10 protein-coding genes are annotated in these 18101 nt (G+C 41.9%); 9 read left to right on the top strand and 1 reads right to left on the bottom strand.

The annotated features are described in order from the left end of the window. Positions 1–114 precede the first annotated feature (114 nt). The 4 genes from ccsB to tilS all read left to right on the top strand — a co-directional run bounded on the left by ccsB (position 115) and on the right by tilS (position 3337). Entirely contained in the window at positions 115–1176 is a 1062-nt protein-coding gene (ccsB, locus tag FD724_RS13445; RefSeq protein ID WP_012412189.1) for a c-type cytochrome biogenesis protein CcsB, read from the top strand. A 136-nt stretch (positions 1177–1312) separates the two neighbouring features. After that, entirely contained in the window at positions 1313–1621 is a 309-nt protein-coding gene (locus FD724_RS13440; RefSeq protein WP_114083796.1) for a KGK domain-containing protein, read from the top strand. Positions 1622–1912: 291 nt separating this feature from the next. Next, positions 1913–2266 carry a KGK domain-containing protein gene (locus FD724_RS13435; RefSeq protein ID WP_114083797.1) on the top strand — a complete coding sequence of 118 codons (354 nt, stop codon included), beginning with the start codon at positions 1913–1915 and terminating at the stop codon, positions 2264–2266. A 75-nt stretch (positions 2267–2341) separates the two neighbouring features. Then, positions 2342–3337 carry a tRNA lysidine(34) synthetase TilS gene (tilS, locus tag FD724_RS13430; RefSeq protein WP_179072974.1) on the top strand — a complete coding sequence of 332 codons (996 nt, stop codon included), beginning with the start codon at positions 2342–2344 and terminating at the stop codon, positions 3335–3337. A 128-nt stretch (positions 3338–3465) separates the two neighbouring features. Here tilS and hmpF read toward each other — a convergent pair whose 3' ends face one another. Then, positions 3466–5226, bottom strand: a complete 1761-nt coding sequence (gene hmpF / locus FD724_RS13425; RefSeq protein WP_179072973.1) for a pilus motility taxis protein HmpF — start codon at positions 5224–5226, stop codon at positions 3466–3468. A gap of 409 nt (positions 5227–5635) precedes the next feature. Between hmpF and FD724_RS13420 the strand changes: the two genes are divergently transcribed. The 5 genes from FD724_RS13420 to FD724_RS13400 all read left to right on the top strand — a co-directional run bounded on the left by FD724_RS13420 (position 5636) and on the right by FD724_RS13400 (position 17256). Next, a complete protein-coding gene (locus FD724_RS13420) occupies positions 5636–6832 on the top strand; it encodes a response regulator (RefSeq protein WP_179072972.1) in 1197 nt (398 codons plus the stop codon). Positions 6833–7045: 213 nt separating this feature from the next. Next, the gene (locus FD724_RS13415; protein ID WP_069073698.1) at positions 7046–7411 is read left to right on the top strand and encodes a response regulator transcription factor; all 366 of its coding nucleotides are present in this window, start codon (positions 7046–7048) and stop codon (positions 7409–7411) included. Between the two features lie 13 nt (positions 7412–7424). Further along, entirely contained in the window at positions 7425–7955 is a 531-nt protein-coding gene (locus tag FD724_RS13410) for a chemotaxis protein CheW (RefSeq protein ID WP_163927234.1), read from the top strand. 14 nt (positions 7956–7969) lie between these two features. Then, positions 7970–10900 (top strand): methyl-accepting chemotaxis protein, encoded by a 2931-nt coding sequence (locus FD724_RS13405; RefSeq protein ID WP_179072971.1) that lies wholly within the window; start codon positions 7970–7972, stop codon positions 10898–10900. A gap of 188 nt (positions 10901–11088) precedes the next feature. After that, positions 11089–17256, top strand: a complete 6168-nt coding sequence (locus FD724_RS13400) for a response regulator (RefSeq protein ID WP_179072970.1) — start codon at positions 11089–11091, stop codon at positions 17254–17256. Positions 17257–18101: the final 845 nt, after the last annotated feature.

Genomic DNA, 18101 nt, shown 5'->3' with positions numbered 1-18101 from the left:
TTTCCCCAATGCCCAATTCCCAATTTCCAATTCCCCTATCCCATAACCCTGTAAACATATAGGATCAGAACAGTCAGAATCCATATTTTAAATCATCCACGGAGAGAACACTTTATGAATCTGGTTGTACTCCAGAACTGGCTGGACAATGCCTCCTTTGCCATATTATTCCTAACAATGCTGGTGTATTGGGGAGGAGCGGCTTTTCCGAATCTGCCTTATCTAGCCGCTTTGGGGACAGCTGGGATGGCGATCGCTAATTTGTGCATGGCGACTCTACTAGGGGCAAGATGGATAGAAGCTGGTTACTTTCCCCTAAGTAATCTCTATGAATCCCTGTTTTTCTTAACTTGGGGAATTACCACTGTCCATCTAATTGCTGAAAGTAGTAGCCGTAGCCGCTTAGTAGGAGTTGTTACAGCTCCGGTGGCGATGTTGATTGCTGCTTTTGCGACGATGACATTACCATCCCAGATGCAAGCGTCAGAACCCCTAGTACCTGCCTTGAAGTCAAATTGGCTGATGATGCATGTCAGCGTCATGATGTTGAGTTATTCTGCTTTGATGGTGGGTGCGTTGTTAGCGATCGCTTTTCTGATTGTCACTCGCGGTCAAAACATCCAACTACAAGGTAGTTCTGTCGGTACTGGTGGCTATCGCAGCAACGGCTACCGCTTGCACAAAGCAGCTGAACTAATTTCTCAACCACCAGCCCCTTCTGCTGAAAATAACGGCTTTGCTCGTTTTGAAAGTAGTAGCAACGGCAACGGTAACGCTAACACAGCCGTTTTGAATTTAGTAACTACTTCTGAACCTCAAACCGTAGCATCAGCCGAACCTCTTTCACCTCAGCGCCTTAGCCTTGCCGAAACCCTCGATAACATCAGCTATCGCATCATCGGACTCGGATTTCCCTTATTGACAATTGGCATTATTGCCGGTGGCGTTTGGGCTAATGAAGCTTGGGGTTCTTACTGGAGTTGGGACCCTAAAGAAACTTGGGCATTAATCACCTGGTTGGTGTTCGCCGCCTATCTCCACGCCCGAATCACTCGCGGTTGGCAAGGCCGCCGTCCCGCAATTTTAGCTGCCACTGGCTTTGTTGTTGTTTGGATTTGCTATCTCGGTGTGAATCTTTTGGGTAAAGGTTTGCATTCTTACGGCTGGTTTTTTTAATAACCTCACCCCTAACCCTCTCCAGCAACGGAGAGGGAGAAAGGAGGAGATTTAAATTTACTATTATCTCTTGGGAATTATTTCGGATGAACTGTTATATCACTGGAAAATATAGATTTAGTGATAGGACATTTTTATGGAAGATGGATTTGAGAGACTTAATCACGATGAAGTTGTGTCTATAGAACCAGACACCTTTAATAAATTAAATATTGCTAAAACTTTTAAAGTCCGTGATTTGATTACCGCAATTAAGGAATATATTGGAGCGGAAGAAACAGACGAAGTAAATTTGTATACCCAAGGATTAAATTGTGAAGTTTTGCAATTTAGTACTCAGGGATGGAAAAAAGGAAAAGTTAGACTTGCTTTAGAATTTTGTCCTGATGAATCTGAGTCCCCGCTTGATGAGATTTTTCAAAAGCTCAAACAAGTAGAAAAATAAAATTATTTGTTGTAATTGATAATTTAATTATCAATTACAAATAGTTATAAGTCCTTTTTTAGAAGATGAACAATATGGTTCAGACTCCAGTTAAAAAACTAACTATTGCTTGAAAACCGATACTAAGTCCAAAAATTTACGCGCAATGACCGAATTATCTCTACGAATTTCCCCGAACTAGAACTAGCTCTTAAAGAAGTTGTAGCTGCAAGCCAAATCCCAAAACTATGAGGATTTATAATTAATTTGTCTCTCTTGGGAACTATAGATTTAGTTACAGGAGCAAGATTTATGAATGATGAATGGGAACCTCTAAATCCTGAAAAAGATGTTGTGCATTTTCACCAAGAAGCGTTTGAAAATTTACCCCGCACTCAAATAGTCTTTCAGCTTTTAAAGGAAGTAAAAAAAATTTGGGAAAAGCACTGTACCTCATCAGGTTCAAGAGTCTTTGACGAAGGATTTGAATGTTATGTTTTAATACCTGGTCAACAATGGCGGAGAGGTAAAATTAGAGTCCGCCTAGAATTTTGCCCTGATGAAACTGAAATTGAAGAAAAACAAGAAAATAATCGCTTAGATATCAATCCAGAAAGTTCTCCGCTCGATGACCTTCGTCAGCAACTCAAGGAAGGTGAAAATTAATACCCAAATCGTAATTGTCGATGCACGTGATATAAGAGACAATTATCTGTGTCCGTCGGCGCTAAAAAATCCAAAATGGTATGGACTCCTCTACACGCAAAAATACATCGCACCATCCGATCGCGCCACTTGTTTGAGCGCAACCAGCGACTATTAATCGCTGTCTCCGGCGGACAAGATTCTTTGTGTTTAATAAAATTACTTTTAGATTTACAATCCAAATGGGGATGGTATTTAGGTATTGCTCACTGCGACCATCGTTGGCGTTCTGACTCTCAAGCTAATGCTCATCACGTTGAAAACCTAGCTGAAACTTGGGGTATATCTTTTTATTTAGAAACGGCGAACGAACCTATAAATAGTGAGGCTGCTGCACGCGATTGGCGCTATCAAGCTTTAAGTGCGATCGCTCAGTCGAACAATTATCAGTATATAGTTACAGGACACACCGCCAGCGATCGCGCCGAAACTCTCCTCTACAACTTAATTCGGGGTACTGGTGCTGATGGTTTACAAGCCCTGACTTGGCAACGCCCTCTGACTACAGGCATTATGCTAGTACGCCCACTTTTAGAAGTCACTCGAATACAAACAGAGCAATTTTGTCAAGAGTTTAAATTGCCAATTTGGGAAGATTCCACTAATCAAGATTTGCAATATGCTCGCAACCGCATTCGCCAAGAGTTGATACCATATTTACGGGAAAATTTCAATCCCCAAGTAGAATCAGCCTTAGCTCAAACAGCAGAACTTCTCCAAGCAGAAGTAGAATATCTCGAAAAAGTTGCCCAGCAATTGCGGGAAAAGGCTTTGGGTATAGGGGATGAAGAAGATTCCCTTATTCCTCTTCTTCCCTTACGGTTAAATCGTCGGGTATTACAGAAAGCACCATTGGCACTGCAACGTCGTGTGATGCGTCAGGTGTTGCAGCAAATACTTACTGATGCAGCGAGTTTTGAACACATTGAGAAATTAACGGCTTTAATTACAGCGCCAAACCGTTCGCAAACCGATCCATTTCCTGGTGGTGCGATCGCTCAAGTAGAAGGAGACTGGATTTATTTAAAATAGTTAGGAGTTAAAAATAGACATCTCCAGAAATTAAATATGCATTACCCAGAAACCTTGTAGAGACGTAGCATTGCTACGTCTCTACTTTTTCGGAGATGTCTAATCTTTAATTCATCACTCCTAACTTATTAAGACGCTAATAATTCTGGCTGAGGCATTAAACCTTGGAGAGTGTGGCGCAACTGGGCGATCGCTTGGACTTGATGATCGCCAGTTTCCTGGAATTTATCCAAAGATTCTGCAATTCCTTGCAGCTTTTGCCGTAAGCCATCAAGAGAATCCTGAATTGGTTGTAGTGCTTCTTGATAAAGATTCACTCGACCACAACATTCAGCAGTTGTTCTTCGCAGGGAAAGCAAATTTTCTTCGATCGCTTTTAGTTCTTGGCGCTTTTCATCCAAATCGTGGGTTTGATTGTCAATCATTCCCTGATTTAGCTCAACACCAGAACGGATTTGATCGATTTCACGTTCTAGCTTTTGGATTTCTTGGGAATACTGTTGTCGCTGGGTTTCAATTTGTAACAGAACTGGTTCTAAATTGACTTTATTACCATCATGTTCCTCAACAACAGTATGTCCTTGTCGCCGTAGTAATACAGCTTGGTGTTGCTTGAGAAACTTCTGATGCTGTAACATATTGCGACGTTGTCCCACCAAACTGGAGTTTAGCATCTGATAGAGGTCTTTTTCATCTGTTAATTCCAGTTCCAAATTGATGTGATCCTGGTCAGATGCTTGGCTTAATTTATTTTGCAGTTCTTCTATAGCTTCTTGTTTATATTCCAGTTCTTGTTCCTGATCGTGAACAAAGGTAGCATCTATTTCCAGTTTATGCTGCAAGTCTTGGACTATCTTTTGTAGTTCTTCTAAAGGCATTTTATCCAAAGCTTCCACATTCGCTTGCTGGCCGAGAACTACATCACTAGATGTTGCAGCTATAGAGTGAATTTGTTGATATAACTCTTCAGCGTTTCGTAACTGCTCTTTGATTATCCGGGCATACTCTTGCTTGCTAGTCAGGTCAGCTGTATTGATTTGCAACTGGGCTGTTTGCTGAACTAGAGTATTTTGTGCTTCTTGCAATGCATTTTGGCGATCGCTAAATGTTTGTGACAACCGCTCCACTTCTTCTTGCTGTTGTGCGATCGCAGTTTTTTGTTCTTCTAGTTTTTGCCAGTGCGGGTTTAGAGTCGCTTGCTGCTTTTCCACGAATTCAAAAGCCAGATGCAGGTGTTCCCTGACTGTTTCTGTGGGAGCTACGCGACTAGATAAGCGATCGAGTAACTCACTCATTACCCGACTTTGCTCTTCATCCAAAACCGTCCCTTGTTTAAAATCTGCTTGATGTTCCTCTAGACGGCGCTGCTCACCCCGCAAATGTTCCCAAGCGCCTTCCAATTCTAGGCGGTTGCGTTCAACTTCTGTTTGTAACCGTTCAATTTCCTGACGGGATGTGTCAACTTCTTGTTTTTGCTGCTCTAGTTGTTGCAACTCCTCTTCCATGTTTTGCAACTGTTCAGAGCGGACTTCCATGTCCATTTCACGGCGATTCAACTCTTGCGCCTGAAACGTTAACGACTGTTTCCACTGATCGATTTCATCTTCCTTGAGCTTAAATTTCTCCAATTGGCGGGAAAAATTCTGCAAAATATTGACTAGTGGCCGCCCTGCTTCTTGAATTCGCTGCACTTGACGATTCGGATTCAGTTCAACCAGTACCAAAGCGCCATCATTTAATTTGCTTGCGTCCTCAGCAGCAATCACTTCTTCCGACACAGTACTCCAATTCTGGTCAGTTCGCTGACAAGCTAGCAGTTTCAATTCAGTTTTGCCGCTGCCACTGAGTAAACCACCTTTCTGTTTTTGTACTTCTGCTAAATACAGCACACCGTTAGTCCTTTATTGATGCACTTAAAGTTCATGTTTTGAGATATACCTTAAATAATTCTGTTAACTTGTCTCCCTGAACCCATGTTTAGGAAAACAAGACAGACAAAACTATAGACGCAATATATTACGCCTTGATATTTATAAAAGCGATTTGGTCACGCCTTTATATTTTGTACTGATGACAGTGATGATGACTTCCGTGTTAACACTAGCTTTGTCAAAGTGTATTACAAAAGATTAAGGTTTATAGTTGAATCTATTCCCTAATGCCAACAAGGAGAAGGGTAAAAATCTTGCCAATACTCCATAATCAATACTTAAACTACCTGCTCTAAAAATGGAAAAATTGCAGGACACAATTCAAAAATAATATTTAACGGCATTACAAGGAGTACTTTTTAGGTAAATGCAGGGAAATTTAAGTGAAATTGATATTTGCAGTATCCTGCAATTGATTGCGTTGGGACAGCGAACTGGGCAACTATGGGTAGAAGCTCATAGCTCTCACCATAACAACAAGCTGAGTGGAGAGGGAGCAAACATTTATCGCCCCAAACAACAGTCTTGGTTCGTCTTTTTCCTCAATGGTCAAATTATCTATTGCCGAGAAGGTGAGAGTAATTTATCCAGAATTAACGATTATTTACGTCATTATCGAGTCGAGATGCGACTCACCGACAAACAGATTGCCTCTCTACCATCAACCGACTCACCAGAGTATGCCTATCTGTGGGCACTTTTGGAGCGGAATATTATCAACCCCAAGATAGCTGGTAGTATCATTCACGGCTTGGTGCATGAAACTCTCTTTGATCTGCTGAGTTTACACCAAGGGAACTTCATTTTCCATCAGGGTGCGGCACTTGCCCCACAATTAAACACTTTCGAGATTGCTCCATTTGTTACAAAAATTACGAAGCAGGTGCAAGAGTGGAAGGAACTCTATCCGCACATTCAGTCTCCCGAACAATTGCCAGTGCTATCTGACAAAGTTCAGCTACAATCATCGCTACCAGAAGCAACTGTAGAGAAATTACAACATTGGGCTGATGGTAAAACATCCTTGCGTCAACTGGCTCGCTATCTCAACCGAGATATTTTGACAGTTGCCAAGGCAATATATCCTTATGTGCAACAGAGTTGGCTCCAACTAGTATATTCAGCCACAACTAAACCAGATACCCACAATGACAACTGGGAATTGAAGGGAAAATACAGGGGGCGGATAGTATGTATTGACGATGCGATCGCCATCGGTGAGACTATAAATTCGATCTTACAACCACAAGGCTATGAAGCGATCGCTCTCACCAATCCCTTAGAAGCACTGAGTCTGGTTTTTCAACTCAAACCCGATTTAATTTTGTGCGATATAGCCATGTTGGAATTGGAAGGGTACGAGGTTTGCGCCATGTTGCGACATTCCACAGCATTTCGGCTCACACCGATTATCATGCTTACTGGTAAAGATGGATTTATTGATCGAGTCAAAGCTAGTATGGTCGGGGCAACAGATTATTTAACAAAACCATTTACAGACACTGAATTACTCATGATTGTAGAGAAATATCTCAAAATAGAATTCTATGAAAATGGGGACTAGGGAATAGGGAGTAAGGGCTGGGGGAAAACATAACTTGTTGATCTACTAAAAGATCAGTTAAAAGATGTTATCACAGAGTCAGCTAACTCAGTGAAACCTCAATATCCAGGAAAATAGTGAGAACATACAATTAATTTATACAGTTAATAATTGCGGAGGAATCAGGGAATGTTCCAAATAGGAACGTCTACATCAGGAGGTAAATAGACATTTATGAGTACAGTTCTGATTGTGGAAGACAGTATCGCGCAAAGGGAGATGATTACAGACCTCCTAAAAGCAACTGGCCTAACAGTTACCCATGCCAGCGATGGATTAGAAGCATTGGAGGCAATCCAAATAGCACCTCCCGATTTAGTGGTGTTAGATATTGTCATGCCCCGGATGAACGGCTACGAAGTTTGTCGGCGGTTAAAATCCGATCCCAAAACCCAAAATGTCCCGGTGGTGATGTGTTCTTCCAAAGGCGAAGAATTTGATCGCTACTGGGGTATGAAGCAGGGTGCAGATGCCTACATAGCCAAACCGTTTCAACCAACCGAGTTGGTAGGAACAGTCAAACAACTGCTGCGAGGATAAGGATAAAAGCAATATGGTCAGCAAACCGGACTTTTTAAGTGGTAGCGGTCAAGACCACTTCCGACCAGAATTACAAGTGGAAAGTCCTGAAGGTGAGTTACATTTGAGATTTTACATTCCCTCGCATCAGGAGTTTGCATTACAAGCAACTGGTATCCGGGAGGTAATTGAACTAAGTCCTGATAGAATCACCCCGATTCCTAATGCTTCTCCTTTACTTTTGGGTACTCTAAATTTACGAGGTCGAGTTATTTGGGTGGCTGATTTGGGTCAATTTCTGGGGGAAGCAAGTGCATTAAACACGGATAGAGCGGAAATTTCGGTGATTGCCATCGAGGAGCAAGACACAATAGTGGGTTTAGCAGTAGAGGAAATCGGTGGTATGGACTGGTTGGATGTCCAGAATCTTATGCCACCAACTGGTGTTCCAGACACTATGGTTCCCTTTCTACGTGGAGAGTGGTTACTAAGTGCTAAAAATAATCAGTGTCTACGACTGCTCGATCAAATGGCAATTGTACGGAGTGCTAGGTGGGCAGGATGAAATTGGAGGAGGAAATGGCAGCAAGTATTGATAATTACGAACCAACATATCAACAGGCGATGACCGCCTATGTTCAAAGGAATTATGAGGTTGCCGCCACTTTAGTTGATCAAGTGGTGCAAAATCTACCAAATGATCCCAACACTCATTTGTTAAGGGGTCACATCTACTATGTTTTGCAACAGTACGATGTCGCAAAAGAAGAATATCAACAGGTATTAAGCTTGACTAACGAACAAGAAATTATTGGTTTTGCCAATAATGGAATTGAAAATATCAATCAATATTTACAGTCATTCGGTGGACAGATTGATACATCAGGAAGTCAAGAGCAGATAAATTCCTCAGAGATGTCCGATCCACTGGCATATAGCGAACCAGAATTAGAAGATTTGGGCGCTAGTGAGGAGTTTGACAGTAATAACCTTGATTTGAACTTTTTTGGAGAGCATCAAGAAACTGTGGATGGGGTTACAGAACTATCTTCAAATAGTCCATTTGACATCCCCACAGAAGATAGTATTGGAATGGGAAAAATATCAGATTCTTCTATAGCTTTTGGTGACGACCCTTTTGCTTTGGATGAAGAATCAGAGGAACAAAATTTAAATAGCAGTAGTTATGAGGAAAAAACAGAATTAGATTTGCCTGCTTTTTGGCAGGAAGATATTTCAGAAGAGAGCTATGAGGAATCATTAGTAAATAGTCAGTTTTCAGAGAACGAGATAAATCGCGATCATGGAAATTCAGCTATTGACAATAATAACTCTTCATCTTTTAATTCACAAACTAGTAGTAGCGAAAATAATTTCTCTGATTTGTTGAGTGAGCCAAAGTCTTCAGAGTCTAGGATTGGGAATTTAGAATATAATAAATCTAATTTTGGAGACGAGACTTTACTTATTGTTGTTGAAGAAGAACCTATAAATAGTTCAACAACTACAAATAACAATAGTAGATATGATTTGCCTGAAACCGAAGCACATGATTGGTTGAAGTCACAAGATTTAGAAGCAGAGCAAGAGTTTCAACCAGAATCATCTGATAATTATTCATCTTTTAAGAGCGATATTCCTCTGAAAGAAAAGCAGATGAAATCAAGTGAAATCATCAGCAAAAATAGCTTTGATGATGAAAATTTTGATATGGAAGCATTTGAGTCTGCCTTTGGCTCAGATGGTTTAAGTTCTTATGAAGACTCAAACAATATACTTAATGGAGAAAATTCTAAGAGCAATATTGACTTTTTAGATGACTTTGAGGAATTTGACGATTTAGGAAACATTCCAGGGTTTGACCTGATCGAAGAAGATTCTAACTTCGGTGATGCAGCAATGTATTCTGCTCCAGCAGAAACTAGTGGCAGTGTACGTCAAAGCACGGATACTTCGGGAAGCAATGCAGCTGATCGCGAAGAGGAACTATTTTCGATGACTGGTTCCCATGAAGGAGTTCCAGTCTTTAGCCAAACAGATGTCTCGAAACTAGAACCCAACGTTAGTGTCGAGCAAGGCTGGTTAGCACCATTAGAAAATGCTTCCATAGAACGGAAACAATGGTTGATTGCTGGAAGTGTGGGCATTGTCTCAGCGCTAGTTGTAGCCACAGTTAGCTTTGTCGCCACCACATTTTCGCCAGCCCAACAACGTGAATCAGTACGAAACACAGGTTGGGCAATGTCCCTAGCAGCAGGAATTGCCGGTTTTACCACCGCAGGCTTTATGGGAAATCTTGCACTCAAACAAATTCGGCGCACAACCAATGATCTGCAAGCTCAGTTTGAAGCTGTACGCCAAGGAAATTTGAATGCTCAAGCCACAGTGTTTTCTGAAGATGAATTGGGGCATTTATCCACTGGCTTTAATGAAATGGCGCGGGTAATTTTCACAACGACAAGTGAAGCCCAACGGAAAGCTGATGAACAAGAGGAAGCCAAGGAAAACCTGCAACGTCAGGTGATTCGCCTTTTGGATGATGTGGAAGGAGCTGCTAGAGGCGATTTAACAGTCCAAGCTGAAGTGACAGCCGACGTACTAGGAGCCGTAGCCGATGCTTTTAACCTGACAATTCAAAACCTGCGAGATATTGTGCAACAGGTAAAAGTGGCAGCGAAGGATGTAACAAAAGGTGCAACCAACTCTGAAACCTTTGCTAGAGCCTTATCTAGTGATGCTTTGCGTCAAGCAGAAGAGTTAGCAGTAACGCTGAATTCTGTACAGGTAATGACCGACTCGATTCAGCGAGTCGCAGAGGCGGCGCGGGAAGCTGAAACCGTTGCTCGTGATGCTAGTACGATCGCTCTCCAAGGTGGTGAAGCGGTAGAAAATACCGTCGCAGGTATTTTGGAAATTCGAGAAACCGTTGCCGAAACCACTCGCAAAGTGAAGCGGTTGGCGGAATCTTCTCAAGAAATTTCTAAAATTGTGGCGTTGATTTCGCAGATTGCTTCCAGAACCAACTTGTTAGCACTCAATGCTAGTATTGAGGCGGCAAGAGCGGGAGAAGCTGGACGCGGGTTTGCGATCGTAGCAGACGAAGTGCGCCAGTTAGCAGATAAATCTGCCAAATCCCTCAAGGAAATTGAACAAATTGTGATGCAAATCCAAAGCGAAACAGGTTCTGTAATGACCGCGATGGAAGAAGGCACACAACAAGTAATTAAAGGGACAAAATTGGCAGAAGAAGCCAAGCGATCACTCGAAAATATTATTCAAGTGGCGAATCGTATTGATATTCTTGTGCGCTCTATTACCAGCGACACTGTGGAACAGACTGAAACCTCCCGCGCTGTCGCTCACGTAATGCAATCAGTAGAACTAACTGCACAAGAAACTTCCCAGGAAGCACAGCGAGTTTCAGGTGCCCTACAACACTTAGTAGGTGTATCCCGTGACTTGATCGCCTCCGTTGAACGTTTCCGAGTGGAAACGATGGAAACCAGATAAAAAGTTAGGAGTTAGGAGTGAGGAGTTAGAACTAAAAATCACAACTCACTACTTGAAATAAAGTTAGGAGTTAGGAGTAAAAAGTTAGCAATAAAAATTACAACTCATAACTCATAATTCATAACTCACAACTCATAACTCATAACTCACAACTAACAACTAACAACTCATAACTCATAACTTTTGCTATGCTGCCGGAACAACAACAGCGGATTTTGGGTTACTTTATCGAAGAAGCCAGGGATCACCTGAATACCATTGAGCAGGGGTTACTGAATCTAGAAGGTACCCTGAACGACCCGGAAATGATTAGTGAAGTCTTCCGGGCGGCTCACTCCATCAAAGGAGGAGCGGCGATGCTTGGATTGACTAGCATCCAGCATACCTCCCACCGTCTGGAAGATTGTTTTAAAGTTCTTAAAGATAATCCGGTTCAGATTGACCAAAAGTTAGAGTCTTTATTTCTTGGTGTATCTGATACCCTAAAATCGCTGTTAGAGCATTTGAGCGGGCCTTACGGTCTTTCTGAAGATGCAGCGAATACTTTGATGTCAGAAACAGAGCCAGTCTTTCAATGGTTGTATGAACATCTAGAACTACTTGTACAACAAGGAAAAAGTGGAGTATCTAGCAATCCTGACGCAACAGAATTACACACAACCTCTGTAGAGAATGTCTCCACACTTACAGAACTTTTCCTGCGGCGAGATATTCCTAGCTTGGCAGAAGACACCCATCAGGAATCTCCAGAAATATCTGTCTCAGTAGCACCTCAGCAGGTGCGAGACGCTAACGCTGCGCTATCGCCAGTCACCGCTAAAGAACATAATAATTGGGGCGAGTTTCAAGCCCAAGTGCTGCAAACACTGCGAGAAATGTTGCAACTGTTTAAGCAAACCACAACACCTTCAACTCGGCAAAACCTTCAACAATGCTGTTACCAGTTAGTCAAACTTGGTGAGACTTGGAATTTGTCCAAGTGGTGTGGTTTGTGTCAAGCAGCAGCTAGTGCGATCGGCAATCCTGAAAATAGTTATCTGACTTTAGCTAAAATTGTCATTACCGAAATCAAGCAAGCTCAAGAATTAGTCCTGCAAGGTAGAGATGCCGAAATTGCAATTAGTCAGCAACTAGAAGCACTTTTGAGCTTGGCAGAAATTGATCTGTTAGAAGTTACTCCTGATTTGTTTGATGAACAGTCTGCGGTTTTGACAGAATCATCAACTACGTCAGAGGCAATTTTTGAGGGTAACACCGAGCAGTTAGACCTAGCCCAAACAACCGAAGAATTTAATCTAGATAAGGATACTAGCGATAGCGCAGCATTAGTGAGTCCGCGAGCGTCTGGTTACGCCAACGTCAAAGGCGATCGCCCCTATGTTCAACAAGGGACACCGCTCAACGCTGCAACTCACACTAGTTTTTCTTTCACCACACATGACGAAGCACATCCAATCAGTAACAATCTTGACCCCAATGGGCCAGAGGTAGGAATAGCTGAGTTAAATACCCTTGCCGATTTATTTGCAGGTGAGACTCCCGAATTAGATGAAAGTTGGCATCAAGAAGAAACTTTAGATATTGTTGCCAGCGATGATTTTGGAATTGATTTCAGCAACACTGACGCTGAGGATGCTCATAGCGATTTATCTGACTTACTCTCCTTGGATCAAGTAGCAACTACAGCCACGACGGAAGATTTATCCCTGTTATTTGGCGACAATTTCTTAGAAAAAGAGAATTCAGAACCGCAACATCAACAAACATCTGCTACGATTCCAGAGTTAAGTTCTATTAACGTACTTGATATAAATTTAGACTCTTCTTCCGAAGATTTACAAGAATTTATTGATATTCCAAGTGAGACAAACCAGCTTGCTAGTGTTAACAAAAACGATGTAGTTGAAGATTTATTGACTCTGGGGCTAGATGATGATATAGAACTGTTGCCTACAGATGAAGTAACTCAACCAGAAACTGAGGCATTCGCCAATGTGGAACTATCGACCAATCAACCAAATAGTTTTGATAACTTATTCTCAGAAACTAGAAATGCAAATTGGGTAGAAGAAATTACCCCTAGTGACTATATAGAATTACCCCAGGAAACAGGGTTCTCTTCAGACAATCTGTTCGCTGAAATGGAAGAAGAGACACTACTGCCTACAAGTGAATCAGAAATCGTTGATTTATTTGATATATCTACAGTAACAACACCTGAATTCTCTCAATCAGAAAATGATCTGAGTAGCTTCTGGAATCAGGAAATTACAGAGGAACAGGACGATTTCAATTCCTTAATTGAGCAGAATGTAGAAAGGGCGTTAGAGGAGAGTTTGTTTGCTACAACTGATGATATTTTTGCTGACAGTCAGCAACCTATACCTTCTGATAGAGCTAGTTTCGGCTTGGAAGAATTGGATATCAATTTCCAGCACGAAGAGCAGCTAGATTTGATATTCTCATCAGATTCTGGAGATGATTTATTTGATGAATTAGCACAGAGTGACTCAGCTATTTCCTCGGTAATCAGCAATACCTCCACGCCGGAAATGCCTTTTTTCACGCAGCATCTAGGGGAAGAAACTCTCAGAGCGCAACAACCAGAAGCTTTAGATTTTGCTCCAGAATTTACTCATCAGCCCTCAGAAATATCTGCTGTTGATCTGGAACTTGATTCATTCGGCTCTTTCGATGAAAATCCGCAACTGCTGTTTGAAGATGCAGTTACAGACTCAACCTATATTCAGATGGAAACCACAGAGAATACTGTGGATGAACTATCTCCTACAGGAACTTTAGATTCAGTCCAAGCACAACCAGATGATTTGTTCGGCTCTTTCGATGAAAATTCACAACTGCTATTTGAAGATGTAGCTACGGACTCAACCTATATTCAGATGGAACCCACAGAGAATACTGTGGATGAATTATCTCTTACAGAAACTTTAGATTCAGTCCAAGCACAACCAGATGATTTGTTCGGCTCTTTCGATGAAAATCCGCAACTGCTATTTGAAGATGTAGCTACATCAACTTATATTCAGATGGAAACCACAGAGAATACTGTGGATGAACTATCTCCTACAGAAACTTTAGATTCAGTCCAAGCACAACCAAATGATTTGTTTGGCTCTTTCGATGAAAATTCACAACTGCTGTTTGAAGATGTCGCTACTGACTCAACTTATATTCAGATGGAAACCACAGAGAATACTGTGGATGAACTATCTCCTACAGAAACTTTAGATTCAGTCCAAGCACAACCAGATGATTTGTTTGGCTCTTTCGATGAAAATTCACAACTGCTGTTTGAAGATGTCGCTACTGACTCAACTTATATTCAGATGGAAACCACAGAGAATACTGTGGATGAACTATCTCCTACAGAAACTTTAGATTCAGTCCAAGCACAACCAGATGATTTGTTTGGCTCTTTCGATGAAAATTCACAACTGCTGTTTGAAGATGTAGCTACTGACTCAACCTATATTCAGATGGAACCCACAGAGAATACTGTGGATGAATTATCTCTTACAGAAACTTTAGATTCAGTCCAAGCACAACCAGATGATTTATTCGGCTCTTTCGATGAAAATTCACAACTGCTGTTTGAAGATGTAGCTACTGACTCAACAACATATATTCAGATGGAAACCACAGAGAATACTGTGGATGAACTATCTCTTACAGAAACTTCTTTAGATATTAGTTTTGGTGACACTTCAAATTCAGCCCAAACAAACTTAGAAAATTTTGAAACGGAAGAGAACAATAACTTAGAAACTGCTTTTGAATTACCAATAAACCCGGATTTGGACGACACATATCTGGGTTTTGCAAATGCTTTATTATTTACAGAAACTGCTCTATTAGAAGCAACAAACCAGCAACAATTAGAAGAAAACGCGGCAACAATTGATTCGCAAGATGTCAATGATTTCACACAAACGATTATTCAGGAAGATGTAGAAACCGATTTATATGATTTAGGAGAGATATCTGAATCTGTAACAGTGTCAGAGGACGAAAATGCTATTCTTGCCTCAGATGAAGAATTGGTAACTACAGAAACCGTTGAAGTAGTTGCTCCAGAAGATGATTTTGCAGACTTGGAAGCATTACTAGGAGAGGAAGTAGCACTTAACCCCAAAGCTACCTCAATACCAGAAGTAGATTTTGCAGCCCTGGAAGAATTGCTCGGTACAGATAACGACAGCAATGTCCACGACGGGCTACGCCAACGCCAACCCTTCAATACTCAACCAGTCTTGGCGAAAAATGACGTTCCACCACCAGCTATAGATGAATTTGGTGACTTGGAGAAGTTGTTGGCAGAAGCGGATCAAACAATATCCCATTCACCAGCAGCAAAATCGAACACCAACAAACCTCCCCGTCCCTCTACTCGTCGGGCTGCAAGATTTGAAGAAACGATGAAGGTTCCAGTTAAGCAACTGGACGATATGAGTAATTTAGTCGGGGAGTTGGTGGTAAATCGCAATACCTTAGAGCAAGATCATGAACGGCTACGGCAGTCATTAGATAACTTGCTGATTCAGGTACAACAACTCTCGGATGTGGGCGCAAGGATGCAAGAGTTGTACGAGCGATCGCTCTTAGAAGCCTCTTTATTAGCTGGACGCAAAAAGAAAGACTCTGGCTTGCAAGCACCTGATTTCAATGCTGATAGGGGTTTTAGCGAGTTAGAAATGGATCGTTTTACTCCCTTCCATACACTCTCACAGCAGATGATCGAACGCATTGTGCGAGTCCGTGAGTCGGCAAGTGATATTGATTTTGTCACCGAAGAAACCGAGCGAGTCGCAAGGCAGTTCCGCCAAGTAACCACCCAGCTACAAGAGGGATTAACAAGAGCGCGAATGGTTCCTTTTGCCCAAACTATCGATCGCTGGCGGCGAGGAGTGCGCGACAACGCCATCAAATGTGGCAAACAAGTGGAGTTGGTAATCGAAGGTGGTGATACCTTAATTGACAAGATGATTTTGGATCATCTGACCGATCCATTAACTCACATGCTGAATAATGCGATCGCTCACGGTATTGAAACGCCAGAAGAACGACAAGCTGCTGGTAAACCACCTGTGGGAATTATTACTATCCGTGCCTTCTACCAAGGCAACCAAACGATCATTTCTGTAGGCGATGATGGCGCAGGTATCGATTCCGCCAAGGTTAAGGCTAAGGCGGTGAAGATTGGCATGATTACAGAAGCGCAAGCAAAAGCCATGTCTCGCCTGGAAGTCTACGATCTGCTATTCCAGTCTGGTTTTACAATCAAAGACCAAGCAGATGAAATTTCCGGTCGTGGTGTGGGTATGGACGTAGTGCGTTCTGAGATTAGCGAAATTCGGGGGACAGTGAACACCGATTCTGCGATCGGTAAGGGAACCACCTTCACGATTCGTCTACCACTGACTTTGAGTATTTGTAAAGCTCTCTGCTGCGTCTCCGATCGCTCCAGGATCGCCTTCCCGATGGATGGTGTAGAAGATACGCTAGATATTCCAGTGAAAAATATTCAGCACGATGCCAATGGACAATCATTTATTTCCTGGCGCGATACGGTACTACCATTCCGACCTCTGAAGGAGCTTTTAACCTTCAATCGCCAAATCAGTCGCGGTAATGTCTATGGCGGTACGCGAGATGATGATATGGTTTCTGTGGTTGTGGTGCGATCGGCAAATACATTGATTGCTCTACAGATTGACCTGGTGTTAAGCGAACAAGAAATTGTAATTAAGCAATTTGAAGGCCCAGCGCCTAAACCCATTGGTGTAGCGGGTGCTACAGTCTTGGGTGATGGTCGGATTATGCCTATTGCTGATGTGCTGGAAATAATTGACATCTTCCAGGGACGAATTTCTACACAAATGGGTGGTAATTCTTGGCAGCAGAAAGGGGCTCCCATAGACACCTCTCCTGCGAAGATTGACCCGACAGTGCTGATCGTCGATGATTCGATTACAGTCCGAGAATTGCTATCCCTGACATTTAACAAAGCCGGTTATCGTGTAGAACAGGCGCGTGACGGACAGGAAGCTTGGGATAAACTCCGCTCCGGTCTGCCTTGCGATATCGTATTTTGCGACATCGAAATGCCCCGTTGCGATGGTCTGGAATTACTCTCTCGCATTCAGAAAGACTCTAACCTCAACCACCTACCGATCGCTATGCTCACCTCGCGGGGTGCAGACAAGCACAGACAAATTGCAGCTCAACTCGGTGCTAGTGGCTACTTTACCAAGCCCTATCTCGAAGAAGCTCTCCTCGAAGCTGCGGCGCGGATGTTAAAAGGGGAAAAACTTGTTAGCACTACGAGCAATGTTTAGTTAGTAATGAAAAACTCCATCCGCAAGGGGATTGAGTTTTGGGGCATGGGGAAGATTTACCAATTCCCCCGCCGACTTCCAATAAAAAATAATTACTCAGTTTGAGTAAATAATCGAAATACACTATACATAGATTTTTTGTGGCAAAACCAAACTAAAATAATTATCTTTCCAAATTTATCTGTTTTGGTTCGTACCACTTTTTGAGGATAATCCCAAAATAGCTGAAAATATTGCCTAAATGGCAACATTGCTCTGCTGAGTTTAGATACTGTCAGTGTTAAGGTGATCCATTCTGGATTCTACACTCAGACTTAATCTATCGGCTACGTGAAGGTTGTATAAATTACTATACTTAATCTTCTTTTAGTACTGAATCTAAAATTTACACTGTCATCTGCTCAACTTTATATATACGGGAGGAAGAAATTTGGTATACCTAATTATTGGTCTATACCAAAATCTACGTTAGAAAGAGAACAGATTAAACATCTAAGCAAGAGACACTATAACGATGCAAAACTACGTTATAGCCTTAAATAACACTGAAATTGGCTGCACGTCATCAGTAAAAATTAAATATGAAGCTTTTCTGTACTTGACTAGTGCTAGATTTAAGTTACTCTTAAAGCGGAATGCTTCATGTAAGAATCTACCCTGACAGAAGTGTATAAAGATATAGTTAAATTTAGCAATTCTGTCCGAGATTTTTAATTTGCAAACTGAATAGTTTGATACGGCGCTCAAAACCCTGATCTACTACCCTAAACAAGGTAGTCAATTAACGACTCAATATTATCTGTCTGGTAATTGTATTGAATAGTTTACAATACCAGTGGATGAGA

Source organism: Nostoc sp. C057, assembly GCF_013393925.1.
GTDB lineage: Bacteria > Cyanobacteriota > Cyanobacteriia > Cyanobacteriales > Nostocaceae > Nostoc > Nostoc muscorum_A.
Note: the sequence above shows the minus strand (reverse complement) of the source record. Positions and strands in the feature narration are given on the sequence as shown.

Bases quoted from the DNA above. Each gene is read 5' to 3' on its own strand.
- FD724_RS13405 (WP_179072971.1), top strand. From the start codon at position 7,970: ATGGCAGCAAGTATTGATAATTACGAACCAACATATCAACAGGCGATG.
- ccsB (WP_012412189.1), top strand. From the start codon at position 115: ATGAATCTGGTTGTACTCCAGAACTGGCTGGACAATGCCTCCTTTGCC.
- FD724_RS13440 (WP_114083796.1), top strand. From the start codon at position 1,313: ATGGAAGATGGATTTGAGAGACTTAATCACGATGAAGTTGTGTCTATA.
- tilS (WP_179072974.1), top strand. From the start codon at position 2,342: ATGGTATGGACTCCTCTACACGCAAAAATACATCGCACCATCCGATCG.
- FD724_RS13420 (WP_179072972.1), top strand. From the start codon at position 5,636: ATGCAGGGAAATTTAAGTGAAATTGATATTTGCAGTATCCTGCAATTG.
- FD724_RS13415 (WP_069073698.1), top strand. From the start codon at position 7,046: ATGAGTACAGTTCTGATTGTGGAAGACAGTATCGCGCAAAGGGAGATG.
- FD724_RS13410 (WP_163927234.1), top strand. From the start codon at position 7,425: ATGGTCAGCAAACCGGACTTTTTAAGTGGTAGCGGTCAAGACCACTTC.
- FD724_RS13435 (WP_114083797.1), top strand. From the start codon at position 1,913: ATGAATGATGAATGGGAACCTCTAAATCCTGAAAAAGATGTTGTGCAT.
- FD724_RS13400 (WP_179072970.1), top strand. From the start codon at position 11,089: ATGCTGCCGGAACAACAACAGCGGATTTTGGGTTACTTTATCGAAGAA.